Origin of the sequence: Streptococcus sp. CF8-6 (genome assembly GCF_024295845.1) — a bacterium.
Classification (GTDB): domain Bacteria; phylum Bacillota; class Bacilli; order Lactobacillales; family Streptococcaceae; genus Streptococcus; species Streptococcus oralis_BO.
This window is the reverse complement of sequence record NZ_JANCOF010000004.1, coordinates 17,376-31,078: the sequence shown is the minus strand read 5'-3', so window position 1 is coordinate 31,078 and position 13,703 is coordinate 17,376. Positions and strand designations below refer to the sequence as shown.

Here is a 13,703-nt window from a genome sequence, read left to right as displayed (position 1 = left end):
CTCATTTTCTCATGACTACTTTATTTTAGCACTTCAAACACGGTTTGAAACATGATTTTGATGTCTCCAAGGAAACTAAACTCTCGAAGATAGGCGAGGTTATAGCGCATCTTTTCAGGAAGGACATGTTCGATATAGGCCTGGTCAACTGATAGACCTTTCTCCGTCATTTGACTGATGATCGTATCCTCATCCTTGTAGTTGATGCTGGCTGGAGAGGTGATTCCTGCTGGCAAGAGCAAGGTCGCCATCATTTCAGGGCTATACTGCTCGGTGTAACGTGGCACCTCAGGTCGTGTACCGACAAAGGACATCTCGCCTTTAAGGACATTGACCAGCTGAGGTAGTTCGTCCAAACGCACACGGCGGATGAAATTTCCAACTTTGGTAATACGGCTATCGTTAGCAGAAGTCACTAGACTTCCTTTTTTATCCGCATCCGTCACCATGGTACGGAACTTCCAAATCTTGAACGGACGATTGTACTGGGTCACGCGCTCTTGCTTGTAAATGACAGGTCCCTTGCTATCCAACTTGATCCAAATGCTCAAGATAAGAAAGACGGGAGAAGTCAAAAGTAGCAAAAACAGGGCCAGAACCCAATCCAGGAAACGCTTGAAAATCAGCGACCCCTTCCTTTTAGAGACAAGCTGGTAGTAAGACTCAACCTCGCTTGATTGCATTTCCACGGGCAAGTCTTCCCATTTCAGCATGCTGTTTCTCCTTTGTTTTTATTATACTATTTGTCAACATTTTTCATTATACCACAAAATGGAAAAGGCGGTGCAAGAAATCTGTAATTTAAAGAATTTCCTTCTTATACTCAATGAAAATCGAAACGCAAACTAGGAGGCTAGCCACAGGCTGCTCAAAGTACAGCTTTGAGGTTGCAGATAAAGCTGACGTGGTTAGAATAGATTTTCAAAGAGTATTAGGATATAGCTCCTGCCTGCAAGCTATACATCTTGTGATAGGTTCCTCCCAAGGCCAAGAGTTCCTCATGGGTTCCACTCTCGATAATGCGCCCCTTGTCCAAGACATAAATGCAGTTGGCGTCCTGGATGGTCGAAAGACGATGAGCGATGGCAATTGTTGTCCGTCCCTGTCTCATTTTAGCTAGGGAATCTTGAACCAAACTTTCTGTTTCAGAGTCAATATTGGCTGTCGCTTCATCCAAAATCAGGATTTTAGGCTGACTGGCAACAGTTCTAGCAAAGGCAAGAAGCTGGCGCTGTCCAGTAGAAAAGCTCGAACCACGCTCAGACACAGGTGCATCATAACCCTGTGGAAGCTCCTGAATAAAGGAATCTGCATCCACAAAGGCAGCCGCAGCCTGTACCTCTTCATCACTAAGATCTTGGTACATGGCGATATTGGACTTGATAGTCCCGTGATAGAGGAAGGGATCCTGTAAGACCAGACCAATGTTCTTTCTCAGCTCTTCCTGACTGTAGTTTCGGATATCCACACCATCCAAGAGAACGCGGCCTGACTGAAATTCATAAAAACGCATGAGAACATTGATAATCGAAGATTTCCCGGAACCTGTATGTCCTACAAAGGCAATGGTTTCTCCCTTCTTAACCGAAAAGGAAATATCATCTAGGATCTGGTGTTTGCCATCATATGAGAAACACACATGTTCAAAACGGATATTACCCTCTTGGACTTTGGCTTGTCCATTTTCTTGAAGAGGCTCATAGGTCTTCTCGTCAATCAAGGCAAAGACACGACCTGCAGACACCATGGAAGTTTGAAGGGTTGAAAAGTTTTGCGTCACCTCAATTAAGGGATCAAAGAGACGGTTGATGTACTGGATAAAGGCATACATAGTTCCGGCCGTTATCCCTATAGAAAGACCACGGTAACCAAAGTAGGCCATCAAAACGGCGTAGCCTAGGAGTTTCAGCAAACTCATGGCAGGTCTCAAAAAGAGGGCATCCAAGGCTACAGATCGGTTGGCATAGACCAAGTGTTCTTGGTTGATTTCATCAAATTCTGCTTGCAGGCGCTTCTCTTGGTTAAAGGCCTGGATAATCCTGATTCCCTCGATATTCTCTGCCAGCTTACTATTGATATCCGACAAGAGACTTCTGGTTTTTTCGATGATTTTCACTGATTTTTTCCGATAGAGATTGACCAAAAGGAAAATCAAGGGAAGAAATAGCAAAACTAAAGCTGTCAAACGAAAATCCAGCACCAACATGGTATACAGAGTTGTCAGAAAGATAAAAACTGCTGAGATAAAGCTGGATAAAATCCCTGAAAACATATCACTGATGGTCTCGGTATCATTGGTCAAACGAGAAACGATGGATCCTGCTGGCGTCTTGTCAAAATAAGACATGCCCAGTTTTTCCATATTGGCAAAGGCATCCCGACGAATATCTCTGACAATACTGTAGGACACCCGCGCAAAGAGAAGATTTCCAACATACTGAACTAGAGTTTGCAGGAGATAAAGACCATAGTAGACCAGCAAAACGGTCACGGCCAGTTGATTAAGATTGCTGAGGTACTGGTCGATAAAGTGGGAAGCCACAAGGGGAATGACACTTTTAATGACCGTCGTCGCAAGGAGAAAACTTAATGCCAAAAAGGTCAGGAGGCCATAGGGCTTGAGATAGGACATCAAGCGCTTCAATACAGCCCATTGTTCTTTCTTATTCTGCATCTTCTTCTCCTTTCATTTCCAACTGCTGAGACTGGTAAGTTTGGGCATACCAGCCATTCAGGGCTAGCAAGTCTTCGTGCCTGCCCCGTTCAATGATTTGGCCATTTTGCAGGACTAAAATCAAATCTGCATGGACAACCGCACTGAGACGATGGGCTGTAATAATGGTTGTCTTATCCTTCCTCGTCTCCTTAAGATTGTCGATGATCGCATACTCAGTTTTGGCATCCACGGCGGACAGGGAATCATCTAAAATCAAGATATCAGGGTCTAGAATCATCGCCCGACTCATAGCCAGACGTTGCTTTTGACCACCTGAAAGACTGACTCCCTTTTCACCGATCAACGTATCAAAGCCCTGAGGCATGTCCACAATATCTTGGTAAACTTGTGCTAGCTTGGTCGCTTCCTCAACTGCTGAAAGAGGCAAGTTCGGATTGCCGAAGCGGATATTGTCTAAGATAGAGGTCGCAAAGAGAAACTGGTCCTGCGGGACATATCCCATGAGACTGCGTAGGTCTGTCAGACGATAATCCCGAATATCGTGACCGTTTAGGTAAATAGCTCCCTTATCCACATCGTATTCTCGCAAGAGAAGCTTGATCAAGGATGTTTTACCAGAACCTGTCTGCCCGACCAAGCCCAGAGTTTGCCCTTTTTCTAAACTAAAGTGAATATCCGTCAGTGTTTCCTCATTTTCAAAGGCAAAACTATCAATGACGTACTCCAAACGTCCATTTTCAATACCGTCCAGAGGAAACTCAGGATCTTGTACAGGTGATTCCTGAGACAAAAGTTCCTCAATCCGCTGATAGGACACCTTCCCTCGCTGAGTGATATTAAAGAGGAAGCCAATGGCCATAAGAGGCCAGACCAGCATATCCAAGTAGCTGATAAAGGTAACCAGATTCCCAACTGTAATCTGCCCCTCCTGCACCATTAAGGAACCGACCAAAAGGGTTAAAACATAGGATGAACCAACAAATAAGAGAACCATAGGGTCAAAGAGACTGTCGTATTTCATGGTTTGGAGATTCTTTTGGAAGGTCAATTCATTGACTGCTTGAAAGGACTTCAACTCGTCCGCCTGATAACCAAAAGCCTTGGTCACCTTGATACCTGATACAGACTCCTGCACCTTGTTATTGAGTTCGGAAAAGGCTGCTTGGGATTCGCCAAAGGCCTTGTGGGTCTTTCTCCCTAGACGACTAGTCGCATAAGCCATGAAGGGCAGGGGAAGAATGGCAACCAAGGTCATCTGCCAAGAAATGCTAAAGAGCATGGTCAGCAAAGTCACCAGTGCCGTGATAGAAGCATCCACCGCAGACATAACACCTCCACCTGCGAGACGAGTTAGGGCATTGATATCATTGGTGGCGTGTGCCATCAAGTCCCCTGTCCGATAGGTCTGATAAAAGGCTGGCGACATCTTAGTAAAATGCTCAAATAAGCGAGAGCGCATAATCTGTCCCAAACGGTAGGAAGTACCGAGGATATACATACGCCAAACATAGCGCAGATAGTACATCCCAAAGGCTGCAAGAAGCAAGTAAAATAGGGCAAGAAGGAGGTCCTGCTGGGTTAATTGCCCCGATGTGATGGCATCAATGACCCTCCCCATAACCATTGGGGGAATGAGGTTGAGGACGGAAACCAAGACCAGAGCCATAATCCCGACTAAATAACGGCGTTTTTCTAACTTGAAAAACCACCAAAGTTTTTGAATAATGGACATAACATCCCTTTCTGATTGCAAATAGAAACCTGAGGCCAAGACCCCAGGTTTTTCTTATTCATAGGTTACGACTGTGACCGCACCCTTGTCATACTCAGCGATAAAGATATTGGCTACATTGTCATGCCCTTGCTTGCTGAGGTTATCAAGCAGCCATTCTTCGTTACGACCAATCGACTCCAAAATTTCCACTTGGATAACACCATCTGTGACAACAGGATACTTGGGATTCTCATCTCCCATTTGGACTACGATGAGTTGGCCATTTTGCTCCTGCACAGCTCGTTTGACTTGCTTCATCTGGAAAATTCCTTGGCTACGAAGTTTGAGGGCTACATCCGATGCAGACAAGCCAACTGAACGACAGGCTTCTGGGTCAATCTGCCCATTTTTGATAAGGAGAGTTGGTTTTCCATCAATCAAGCGTTTGACAAAACGAACATTGTTATTGAGCCACTTGAGGGTCAAGACCAAAATCGTCCACATCATCAAAATCACTGCATACTGGAGAATGCTGATAGAACTATTGTAAATCACCCCACCGATGATACCACCGAGAACATAGTTCTGAATTTGGTCTGTCGCAGAGTTAGGTGCTAGGTTCCCCTTTCCTGTCACATTGATAACAAAAACAAGCGAGAAGAGCCCCAAGGCCAGTTTGATTAAAATTTCCATATAATTGAGTGTCATTTGTTTACCTCCACCAATTCAATAGCGTCTGTTTGATTCAATTCTAATTTCTCTAAAAGATACTTGTCTGGTTGGCTCCCGTTCATGGCTCGGTAGAAATTTGGACCTACCTTGACAAGCGCTCCATCAGTGGCTGCAGAAGTATTGACATAAACTTCTGATTTATCCACTCCCAAGTCTTTGGAAACAACCTCTATGAAATGAAGGGAGGTTTGAAATTGGTTGTTAGAGGCTTGATTGGTCTGGTATTTTGAGATTGTCACCAAAAGCATGGCCACCAAGGTCAAGGCCAAAATCATGACCAATTCCCGAAACTTAGTCCCCTTTTTATCTCGATAGGCTTTAAAAGCAAAAAATCCTGTGATAGCTAGGAGAACAATTCCAAAGCCAATCATGATGCCATTTTGCTGACTGATTTGGCTAAGTACATAGTCATATGAGTAAAATTTCATTTATTTTCACTCCCTTTCATAAAATCATTCTTAATTATAAACGAAAGAGAGTGATTTTTCAAGCCATACGTTGGGGAAATGGACCTTTTTTTGATATAATAAAATCTATAATCTGAATGAAAAAGGTAACTTTATGAAACTCATCTCATGGAATATTGATTCCCTCAATGCTGCCCTAACTAGTGACTCAACTCGTGCCAAATTGTCCCAAGAGGTACTACAAACCTTGGTCGCTGAAAATGCTGATATCATCGCTATCCAAGAAACCAAGCTTTCTGCCAAGGGTCCTACTAAAAAACACTTGGAAATTTTAGCTGAACTCTTTCCAAACTACGAAAACACGTGGCGTTCTTCTCAAGAACCTGCCCGCAAAGGCTATGCTGGAACCATGTTCCTTTATAAGAAAGAACTCACACCCACTGTCACTTTTCCAGAAATCGGTGCCCCTTCTACCATGGACTTGGAAGGTCGCATCATCACCTTGGAATTTGATACATTTTTCGTGACCCAAGTATACACTCCAAACGCTGGCGATGGTCTCAAACGCTTGGAAGAGCGTCAAGTCTGGGATGTCAAATACGCTGAGTATTTGGCGCAACTAGACAAAGAAAAACCAGTCCTTGCGACTGGAGACTACAACGTAGCCCACAAGGAAATCGACCTTGCAAATCCTGCCAGCAACCGCCGTTCACCTGGTTTTACAGACGAGGAACGTGCTGGTTTTACCAACCTTTTGGCAACTGGATTTACTGACACCTTCCGCCATATTCACGGTGATGTCCCAGAGCGCTACACTTGGTGGGCGCAACGCAGCAAGACTTCTAAAATCAACAATACAGGCTGGAGAATCGACTACTGGCTCACCAGCAATCGCGTGGCTGACAAGGTGACTCAGTCCGACATGATTGACTCTGGTGCGCGCCAAGACCACACACCCATTGTCATGGAGATTGAGCTCTAAGGAGAAAGCTAATGGACTATCAAGCTGTCATTCCTGAATTTGTAGTATCTGACCTCGAAAAGTCACGCCACTTCTACTGCGACTTGCTGGGATTTTCTGTCGAATACGAGCGTCCAGAAGAAAACTTCCTCTTTCTTTCGCTTGAAGACTGCCAACTTATGCTAGAAGAAGGCAGTACAGAAGAATTAGCCCAACTAACCTATCCTTTCGGGCGCGGTATCAATATTTCCTTTGGCATTGAAGATGTCCCTCAGCTCCACCAAAAACTGCTGGAAGCTGACTATCCCATCCATCGGCCCCTGACAAAAAGAGAATTTCGAGTAGGAGATAGCTTTATTTATCCCCATGAATTTGCAGTTTTGGATCCAGATGGCTATTTTTTAAGATTTAGCGAATAGAAGAATAAAGGGCTACAATACTATCTAGTGTTGTAGCTTTTTCGTTCGCTTTTATGGTCTATTTGCTAACAAAATATTTGATTTATAAAGCTAATTGGTGTAAAATAAAAACATTGGCAGTAGCCTATTTAAAATTGAATATCATTTTACTTGTTTATGTCGTGAATTGGCACGACGTTTCTACAAGGTGCCGGAACACCTAACAATGAGTATGTCAGCTGGAGGTATGGTTTTGGCCATGCCTATTTTGGGGACTTACTTAGGGGATTAAGTAGGTCCTTTTTGAATATTTTTATTAAAGTACGCCTTTAAGTGTAAACTAAATATTTTTAATATTTCCCTTAATTAGTGCGGACGGGAGCAACTTCCTTCGGAATTTCATCCCTAATTTTTGAGCCAAAAGTCTCAAAAATCCCGTCATAGACAATAACAAGATTATTGTCTATGATACCACTACGGCGGGAAATATTTGATAAAACTCGCTTCGCTCGTACTAGTTTTATCAAATACATAGTACTAGCAAACTGGTTCACTATAGAAACAGTTAACCAACAAGTAAACTGACTTTTAGACTTTAGGAGGTCTTATGAAATTATTAGAAGAGCGCATCCTTGAGGATGGGCATATCTTGGGGGACAACATCCTCAAGGTGGATTCTTTTTTAACCCACCAAGTTGACTTTAGCTTAATGCGAGAGATTGGTAAGATTTTTGCGGAAAAATTCGCTTCTGCTGGCATTACCAAGGTCGTGACCATTGAAGCATCAGGCATTGCCCCAGCCGTTTTTACAGCTGAAGCCTTAAATGTGCCCATGATTTTCGCCAAGAAAGCTAAAAACATCACCATGAACGAAGGCATCCTAACCGCCCAAGTCTACTCCTTTACCAAGCAGGTGACCAGCACCGTTTCCATCGCTGGAAAATTCCTCTCACCCGAAGACAAGGTCTTGATTGTCGATGATTTCCTTGCTAATGGCCAAGCTGCCAAAGGCTTGATCCAAATCATAGAACAAGCCGGAGCTAAAGTCGAAGCCATCGGTATTGTTATCGAAAAATCCTTCCAGGATGGTCGTGATTTGCTCGAGAAAGCTGGCTATCCAGTTCTATCACTCGCTCGTTTGGATCGTTTTGAGAATGGTCAGGTCGTATTTAAGGAGGCAGATCTCTAATGCAAAAACAAGAAAAACACTCGCAAGCAGCCGTTCTTGGCTTACAGCACTTACTAGCCATGTACTCAGGATCCATCCTGGTTCCCATCATGATTGCGACAGCTCTTGGCTATTCAGCTGAACAGTTGACCTATCTTATCTCCACAGATATCTTCATGTGTGGGGTGGCCACCTTCCTTCAACTCCAACTCAACAAATACTTTGGGATTGGACTACCAGTCGTTCTCGGAGTTGCCTTCCAATCCGTCGCTCCTTTGATTATGATTGGACAAAGCCACGGTAGCGGTGCTATGTTTGGTGCCCTTATCGTTTCAGGGATTTATGTGGTTCTGATTTCAGGCATTTTCTCAAAAGTTGCCAATCTCTTCCCATCTATCGTAACAGGATCTGTCATTACCACGATTGGATTGACCCTGATTCCTGTCGCTATTGGAAATATGGGAAATAACGTCCCAGAACCAACTGGGCAAAGTCTTTTGCTTGCAGCCATCACTGTTCTAATCATCCTCTTGATCAACATCTTTACCAAAGGATTCATCAAGTCTATCTCCATTTTGATTGGTCTGGTTGTTGGAACTGCCATTGCTGCTACCATGGGCTTGGTTGATTTCTCCCCTGTTGCGGCAGCACCGCTTGTCCATGTTCCAACTCCCCTCTACTTTGGTGTACCGACTTTTGAAATCTCATCCATCGTCATGATGTGTATCATTGCAACGGTTTCTATGGTTGAATCCACTGGTGTTTACCTGGCCTTGTCTGATATTACCAATGACCCAATCGACAGCACGCGCCTGCGCAACGGTTACCGCGCAGAAGGTCTAGCCGTACTTCTCGGAGGAATCTTTAACACCTTCCCTTACACAGGATTTTCACAAAACGTTGGTTTGGTTAAATTATCTGGTATCAAGACCCGTCTGCCAATCTACTACGCAGCTGGTTTCCTAGTCCTCCTTGGACTCCTTCCTAAGTTTGGTGCCCTCGCCCAAATCATTCCGAGCCCTGTTCTTGGAGGGGCCATGCTGGTGATGTTTGGCTTTGTTTCCCTTCAAGGGATGCAAATCCTCGCCCGCGTTGACTTTGCTAACAATGAACACAACTTCCTTATCGCAGCGGTATCCATCGCTGCAGGTGTCGGACTCAACAATAGTAATCTCTTTGTCAGCATGCCAACAGCCTTCCAAATGTTCTTCTCAAACGGAATCGTCGTAGCCAGCCTACTGGCCATTGTCCTCAATGCAGTATTAAACCGGAAGAAGAAATAAGAAAAAGAGGTGTGAGCCTCTTTTTTGTTTATCTATATCCTTACCTGTCTGTCTTCAGACCGCTGGCCTGTGACAAACATGGTAAAGGTTGCCTTGCAGACATTTCTGCCTTCTTGATTGGTGATATCCACATCCACGACACAGGTTGTGCGACCATGATGGACACATTCTCCTTTAATGGTCAGCACATCGTCGAGTTTTCCTGCTTTGAGGTAGTTGATAGAGGATTGGAGTGTCACTCCATCAAGCCCCAGCGAGATAACCACCAAACCACTAATCTGGTCACAAAGGGTAAAGAGATAGCCACCATGGGCATTGCCATAATAGTTGAGCGACGAGTCCACTACTTTTGTCGTCACCACAACGTGACCGTCTCTCATTTTTTCTATTTCGTAATTTTCAAAGGCAGATATAGCGTCAAAATGAAAATCTTTCATCGTTTCCTCCTGATAGTTCAAACGACACTATGATACTACTTTTTATAGGACTGTGCAAGGAGAAAGCTCCTAGTTTGGCAAAATTCCGACCTGTTCTACAAAGCGCATAAAAGCTGCCTGTCCTTGTTTCGTCTGCTTGTAAACCCCTGCGTCCTCCAAAACACGCGCAAAAATAGCACCCACAGAGTCCTTGACGATTTCAAGGGCTTTTTCTTTATCTGCTAGGTCCGGATGTTGGGCTTTGAGCTGGTCTGCCCATTTCTGATGATAGTCGGCAACTATATCATCATCTCCCACGAGGTAGCTAGCGACTTGCTCCACTTCTGCTTTCAAACGAGGTGGTAAGATAGCCAAGCCCATGACCTCAATCAAGCCGATATTTTCCTTCTTGATATGTTGAACATCCTTGTGGGGATGATAGATACCATCAGGATGCTCTGGGGATGTCTGATTGTCTCGCAAGACCAAGTCCAACTCAAACTGTCCATCGCGTTTACGGGCAATGGGTGTAATGGTGTGATGCGGTGCCCCGTCTGTCTCTGCCAAAATTTGCACTGCAGGGTCTGAATATTTCCGCCATTCCTGCAAAATCTTATCAGCCAAGTTGATCAAATCTTCTTTTGAATCCGAGGTCAAACGAAGCACTGACATAGGCCACTTGACAATCCCAGCCTTGACCTGCTCAAAACCAGCAAATCGGAAAGTCTTTTGCAAAGGAGCCAATTCCATAGGAAATACGTGACGACCTCCCTGATAGTGGTCATGGGTGAGAATAGAGCCCCCCACGATTGGCAAGTCGGCATTAGAGCCCGCAAAATAGCCTGGAAACTGCTCTACGATAGCCAGCAGGCGCTCAAAACTCTGACGACTAATGGCCATGGGACGATGCTGGCCGTCTAAGAAGATACAGTGCTCATTAAAATAAGCATAGGGTGAATACTGGAAGCCCCACTCCTGACCCACCATTTCAAAACGGATAATGCGGTGATTGCTGCGAGCTGGATGGTTAACCCGACCATGGTAGCCTTCGTTCTCTAGACAAAGCTGACACTGGGGATAATTGCTAGCTTGCACCAACTTGGCCGCCGCAATCTCCTTTGGATCCTTTTCAGGCTTAGAGAGGTTGATGGTAATCTCAAGTTCTCCGTAGTCAGATGGTACACGATAAGCAATATTTTTAGCAATGGCCTTGAGTTTAATGTAGTCATTTTTCTGACTAAGTTGGTAGAAGTCCGCAATCGCCTGCTCTGGTGATTGGGCGTAAGTTGTCCAAAAGTCACGATTGACCTGACTTGGACAAGGGGTTACCAAGTCCATCAGTTCAGCTCCGAGGTTTTCACGCGCAGCCTGACTATCTTCAATCGTCTCTAATCGAACCGCTTCCTCAACAAGCTGGTCCTTGAGGTCAATCAAGTCATCCTGATCCGTCTCAACTTCCAAAACACCTTCACCCACTCGCGCCAAAACACGATTGGTTAGGTAGATTCGATCCATTTCCTCAAATGAACTTTCAGTAATAACATGTGTTACAAATTTATCTACTAAGGTCACGATAGAGCCTCCTTTTAACTAGTCAAGGACGCGAGTGCCACCTGCAACTTCAGCGATATAGAAGCTTGGAGCGTATCCAACTACTTCCTCGTAGCGCTTGCCTACAGCCTCCTTAAAAGCCTCAACAGCATCTTTTTGAACCAAGGCAATGGCACAGCCACCAAATCCTGCCCCTGTCATACGAGCACCAAGAACACCTTCCTGAGCCCAAGCTGTGTGAACAAGGGTATCCAATTCCAAGCCAGTTACTTCATAATCATGCTCAAGAGAAACGTGAGATGCATTCATCAAGCGACCAAATGTTTCCAAATCACCTGCCTGAAGAGCTGCTTGTGCTTTGAGGGTACGTTGATTTTCAAGAACAGCATGGCGAGCACGTTTTAAGCGATTTTCGTCTTTAATTAGATAGCTGTATTGGTCAAAGGCCCACTCATCCAATTCACCCAGGGTCTGAATATCCAAGGCAACTTGCAATTCTTCCACAGCTTTTTCACACTCAGCACGGCGTTCATTGTACTTAGAGTCCGCCAGTTCACGGCGTTTGTTGGTGTTCATGATAACAACAACATTGTCCTTCAAATCAAGTGGCACAAAGTCATACTCCAAGGTGTTGGTATCTAGGTAAATGGCCCGTTGGTCAGCTCCCATACCGATAGCAAACTGGTCCATAATACCAGAGTTGACTCCGATAAAGTTGTTTTCTGTTTGTTTTCCGATTTTAACCAAATCCAAACGGCCTAGTTTTAAACCAAAGAGATGCTCTGCCACAACCCCCGTCAAAAGTTCCAAGGATGCTGATGATGACAAGCCTGCACCATTTGGGATATTTCCATAAACATAAAAATCAAACCCTTTGTCAATCACGTGTCCAGCTTCTTGCAAGAAATGAAGAACCCCTTTTGGATAGTTGGTCCAGCTGTGCTCTTTTTCAAATTTGAGGTCAGTAAGAGGCACTTCGATGATACCCTTGTCCTCAAAGTTGGCTGAGTAGAAACGCAAAACTTGGTCATCACGCTTGCGAGCCACTCCATAGGTTCCCAAAGAAATAGCAGCTGGAAAAACGTGCCCACCGTTGTAGTCTGTGTGTTCACCAATCAGATTAATACGACCTGGTGAAAAGAAAGTTTGGTCTGCTTCTTGACCAAAAACGGCAAGAAAGTCTTTGCGAAGGGCTTCAGTAGTAAGATCTTGTGTCATATGAATTCTCCTTTGACTGTCCGTTAAGTCACCTTAACGTGTAATCGTTTTCTTCTATTGTATCCAAGGCATTTGCCAAGGTCAATCCTTTTTACTAAATTTTTACTAAACTATCAGTAAAAAGCAGAAAAATATGATATACTAACCTAAAAGGAGGAGGATTTATGGCTACCTTAAAAGACATTGCACAGCTAGCCTCTGTCTCTATCGCGACCGTATCTCGTGTCCTCAACCGCGACCAGAGCCTATCTGTCACAGAAGAAACCAGACATCGTATTTTAACTGTCGCTGAAGAGCTGGGCTATACTAAGCACCTCAAGACAGGCGAATCCCACAAACTCAAGCAAAAGATTGCCATTATCCAATGGGTCAGCGAACAAGGGGAGTTGGACGACCTCTACTACTATCAGATTCGTCTCGGTATTGAAAAAAGGGCCCAAGAGTTGGACTATGACATCTTGCGCTATTTTAATGACCATCCTTTTACACTAAGCGAGGAAGTGATTGGCATTCTCTGCATCGGAAAATTTAGCCAAGCTCAGATTGCTGCCTTTGAAGAATACCAAAAACCTTTAGTCTTTATAGACAGTGACACCCTCTCACTAGGTCATACCTGTATTATCACTGATTTTTACACTGCTGTGAAACAAGTTGTAGACCATTTCCTCAGTCAGGGGGTGGATCGGATTGGCATTCTCACAGGCCTTGAGGAAACAACCGACCAGGAAGAAATTATCCAGGATAAGCGACTAGAAAACTTCAAAGACATTACCCAATCAAATGGTATCTACCATGAAGAACTGGTTTTTCAAGGGAGCTTTACTGCCCAGTCTGGCTATGACTTGATGAAGGAGGCCATTCACAAGCTAGGAGAACAACTCCCACCAGCCTTTTTCGCTGCCAGCGATAGTTTAGCCATCGGTGCCCTCCGTGCCCTTCAAGAAGCTGGAATTAGCCTACCAGACCGCGTCAGCCTTATTTCCTTTAACGACACTAGTCTGACCAAGCAGGTCTATCCTCCTCTTTCTAGCATTACCGTCTATACCGAAGAAATGGGCCGAGCAGGTATGGATATTCTTAATAAGGAAGTTCTCCACGGTCGCAAAATCCCCAGCTTGACTATGCTGGGCACCAGACTGACTTTGAGAGAGAGTACGAGGAATGAATAGGATAACGAA

13 protein-coding genes and 1 riboswitch are annotated in these 13,703 nt (G+C 44.5%); of the genes, 5 read left to right on the top strand and 8 right to left on the bottom strand.

The genetic code is table 11. The features are described from left to right. Positions 1-20 precede the first annotated feature (20 nt). From NML69_RS06725 to NML69_RS06705, 5 genes are all read right to left on the bottom strand, one after another. Positions 21-713: a sugar transferase gene (locus NML69_RS06725; RefSeq protein WP_254725902.1), complete on the bottom strand. Its 693-nt coding sequence runs from the start codon at positions 711-713 to the stop codon at positions 21-23. 218 nt (positions 714-931) lie between these two features. Continuing rightward, entirely contained in the window at positions 932-2,674 is a 1,743-nt protein-coding gene (locus NML69_RS06720; RefSeq protein ID WP_254725900.1) for an ABC transporter ATP-binding protein, read from the bottom strand. Then, the gene (locus NML69_RS06715) at positions 2,664-4,409 is read right to left on the bottom strand and encodes an ABC transporter ATP-binding protein (protein WP_254725898.1); all 1,746 of its coding nucleotides are present in this window, start codon (positions 4,407-4,409) and stop codon (positions 2,664-2,666) included. Before NML69_RS06715 ends, NML69_RS06720 begins: the two co-directional genes overlap by 11 nt. Positions 4,410-4,463: 54 nt before the next feature. After that, the gene (locus NML69_RS06710) at positions 4,464-5,099 is read right to left on the bottom strand and encodes a DUF421 domain-containing protein (RefSeq protein ID WP_254725894.1); all 636 of its coding nucleotides are present in this window, start codon (positions 5,097-5,099) and stop codon (positions 4,464-4,466) included. After that, complete coding sequence (locus NML69_RS06705; protein WP_000675332.1) at positions 5,096-5,551, bottom strand: DUF3290 family protein; 456 nt, start codon at positions 5,549-5,551, stop codon at positions 5,096-5,098. Before NML69_RS06705 ends, NML69_RS06710 begins: the two co-directional genes overlap by 4 nt. A 133-nt stretch (positions 5,552-5,684) precedes the next feature. Between NML69_RS06705 and NML69_RS06700 the strand changes: the two genes are divergently transcribed. The 4 genes from NML69_RS06700 (at position 5,685) to NML69_RS06685 (ending at position 9,340) form a co-directional block, all read left to right on the top strand. After that, positions 5,685-6,512, top strand: coding sequence for an exodeoxyribonuclease III (locus NML69_RS06700; protein WP_213988220.1), 828 nt, complete (start codon positions 5,685-5,687; stop codon positions 6,510-6,512). Between the two features lie 11 nt (positions 6,513-6,523). Continuing rightward, on the top strand, positions 6,524-6,910 hold the full coding sequence (locus NML69_RS06695; protein ID WP_000386240.1) for a VOC family protein: 387 nt from the start codon (positions 6,524-6,526) through the stop codon (positions 6,908-6,910). A 130-nt stretch (positions 6,911-7,040) separates the two neighbouring features. Next, positions 7,041-7,136, top strand: a riboswitch (purine riboswitch). A gap of 360 nt (positions 7,137-7,496) precedes the next feature. Next, positions 7,497-8,078 carry a xanthine phosphoribosyltransferase gene (locus NML69_RS06690; protein WP_084859516.1) on the top strand — a complete coding sequence of 194 codons (582 nt, stop codon included), beginning with the start codon at positions 7,497-7,499 and terminating at the stop codon, positions 8,076-8,078. Beyond that, entirely contained in the window at positions 8,078-9,340 is a 1,263-nt protein-coding gene (locus NML69_RS06685; RefSeq protein ID WP_001171655.1) for a nucleobase:cation symporter-2 family protein, read from the top strand. Before NML69_RS06690 ends, NML69_RS06685 begins: the two co-directional genes overlap by 1 nt. Before the next feature lie 32 nt (positions 9,341-9,372). Here the strand turns inward: NML69_RS06685 and NML69_RS06680 are convergent, their stop codons facing one another. From NML69_RS06680 to NML69_RS06670, 3 genes are all read right to left on the bottom strand, one after another. Beyond that, positions 9,373-9,777 (bottom strand): PaaI family thioesterase, encoded by a 405-nt coding sequence (locus NML69_RS06680; protein WP_061413329.1) that lies wholly within the window; start codon positions 9,775-9,777, stop codon positions 9,373-9,375. Between the two features lie 69 nt (positions 9,778-9,846). Further along, entirely contained in the window at positions 9,847-11,328 is a 1,482-nt protein-coding gene (locus tag NML69_RS06675) for a UDP-glucose--hexose-1-phosphate uridylyltransferase (RefSeq protein ID WP_254725892.1), read from the bottom strand. An 18-nt stretch (positions 11,329-11,346) separates the two neighbouring features. Further along, positions 11,347-12,525: a galactokinase gene (locus NML69_RS06670; protein ID WP_198459282.1), complete on the bottom strand. Its 1,179-nt coding sequence runs from the start codon at positions 12,523-12,525 to the stop codon at positions 11,347-11,349. A gap of 164 nt (positions 12,526-12,689) precedes the next feature. Here NML69_RS06670 and galR point away from each other — a divergent pair, with 164 nt between their 5' ends. Continuing rightward, positions 12,690-13,694, top strand: coding sequence for a DNA-binding transcriptional regulator GalR (galR, locus tag NML69_RS06665; protein WP_254725890.1), 1,005 nt, complete (start codon positions 12,690-12,692; stop codon positions 13,692-13,694). Positions 13,695-13,703: the final 9 nt, after the last annotated feature.

Coding starts and splice junctions, on each gene's coding strand:
- NML69_RS06725 (WP_254725902.1), bottom strand. CDS start 713: ATGCTGAAATGGGAAGACTTGCCCGTGGAAATGCAATCAAGCGAGGTT.
- NML69_RS06720 (WP_254725900.1), bottom strand. CDS start 2,674: ATGCAGAATAAGAAAGAACAATGGGCTGTATTGAAGCGCTTGATGTCC.
- NML69_RS06715 (WP_254725898.1), bottom strand. CDS start 4,409: ATGTCCATTATTCAAAAACTTTGGTGGTTTTTCAAGTTAGAAAAACGC.
- NML69_RS06710 (WP_254725894.1), bottom strand. CDS start 5,099: ATGACACTCAATTATATGGAAATTTTAATCAAACTGGCCTTGGGGCTC.
- NML69_RS06705 (WP_000675332.1), bottom strand. CDS start 5,551: ATGAAATTTTACTCATATGACTATGTACTTAGCCAAATCAGTCAGCAA.
- NML69_RS06700 (WP_213988220.1), top strand. CDS start 5,685: ATGAAACTCATCTCATGGAATATTGATTCCCTCAATGCTGCCCTAACT.
- NML69_RS06695 (WP_000386240.1), top strand. CDS start 6,524: ATGGACTATCAAGCTGTCATTCCTGAATTTGTAGTATCTGACCTCGAA.
- NML69_RS06690 (WP_084859516.1), top strand. CDS start 7,497: ATGAAATTATTAGAAGAGCGCATCCTTGAGGATGGGCATATCTTGGGG.
- NML69_RS06685 (WP_001171655.1), top strand. CDS start 8,078: ATGCAAAAACAAGAAAAACACTCGCAAGCAGCCGTTCTTGGCTTACAG.
- NML69_RS06680 (WP_061413329.1), bottom strand. CDS start 9,777: ATGAAAGATTTTCATTTTGACGCTATATCTGCCTTTGAAAATTACGAA.
- NML69_RS06670 (WP_198459282.1), bottom strand. CDS start 12,525: ATGACACAAGATCTTACTACTGAAGCCCTTCGCAAAGACTTTCTTGCC.
- galR (WP_254725890.1), top strand. CDS start 12,690: ATGGCTACCTTAAAAGACATTGCACAGCTAGCCTCTGTCTCTATCGCG.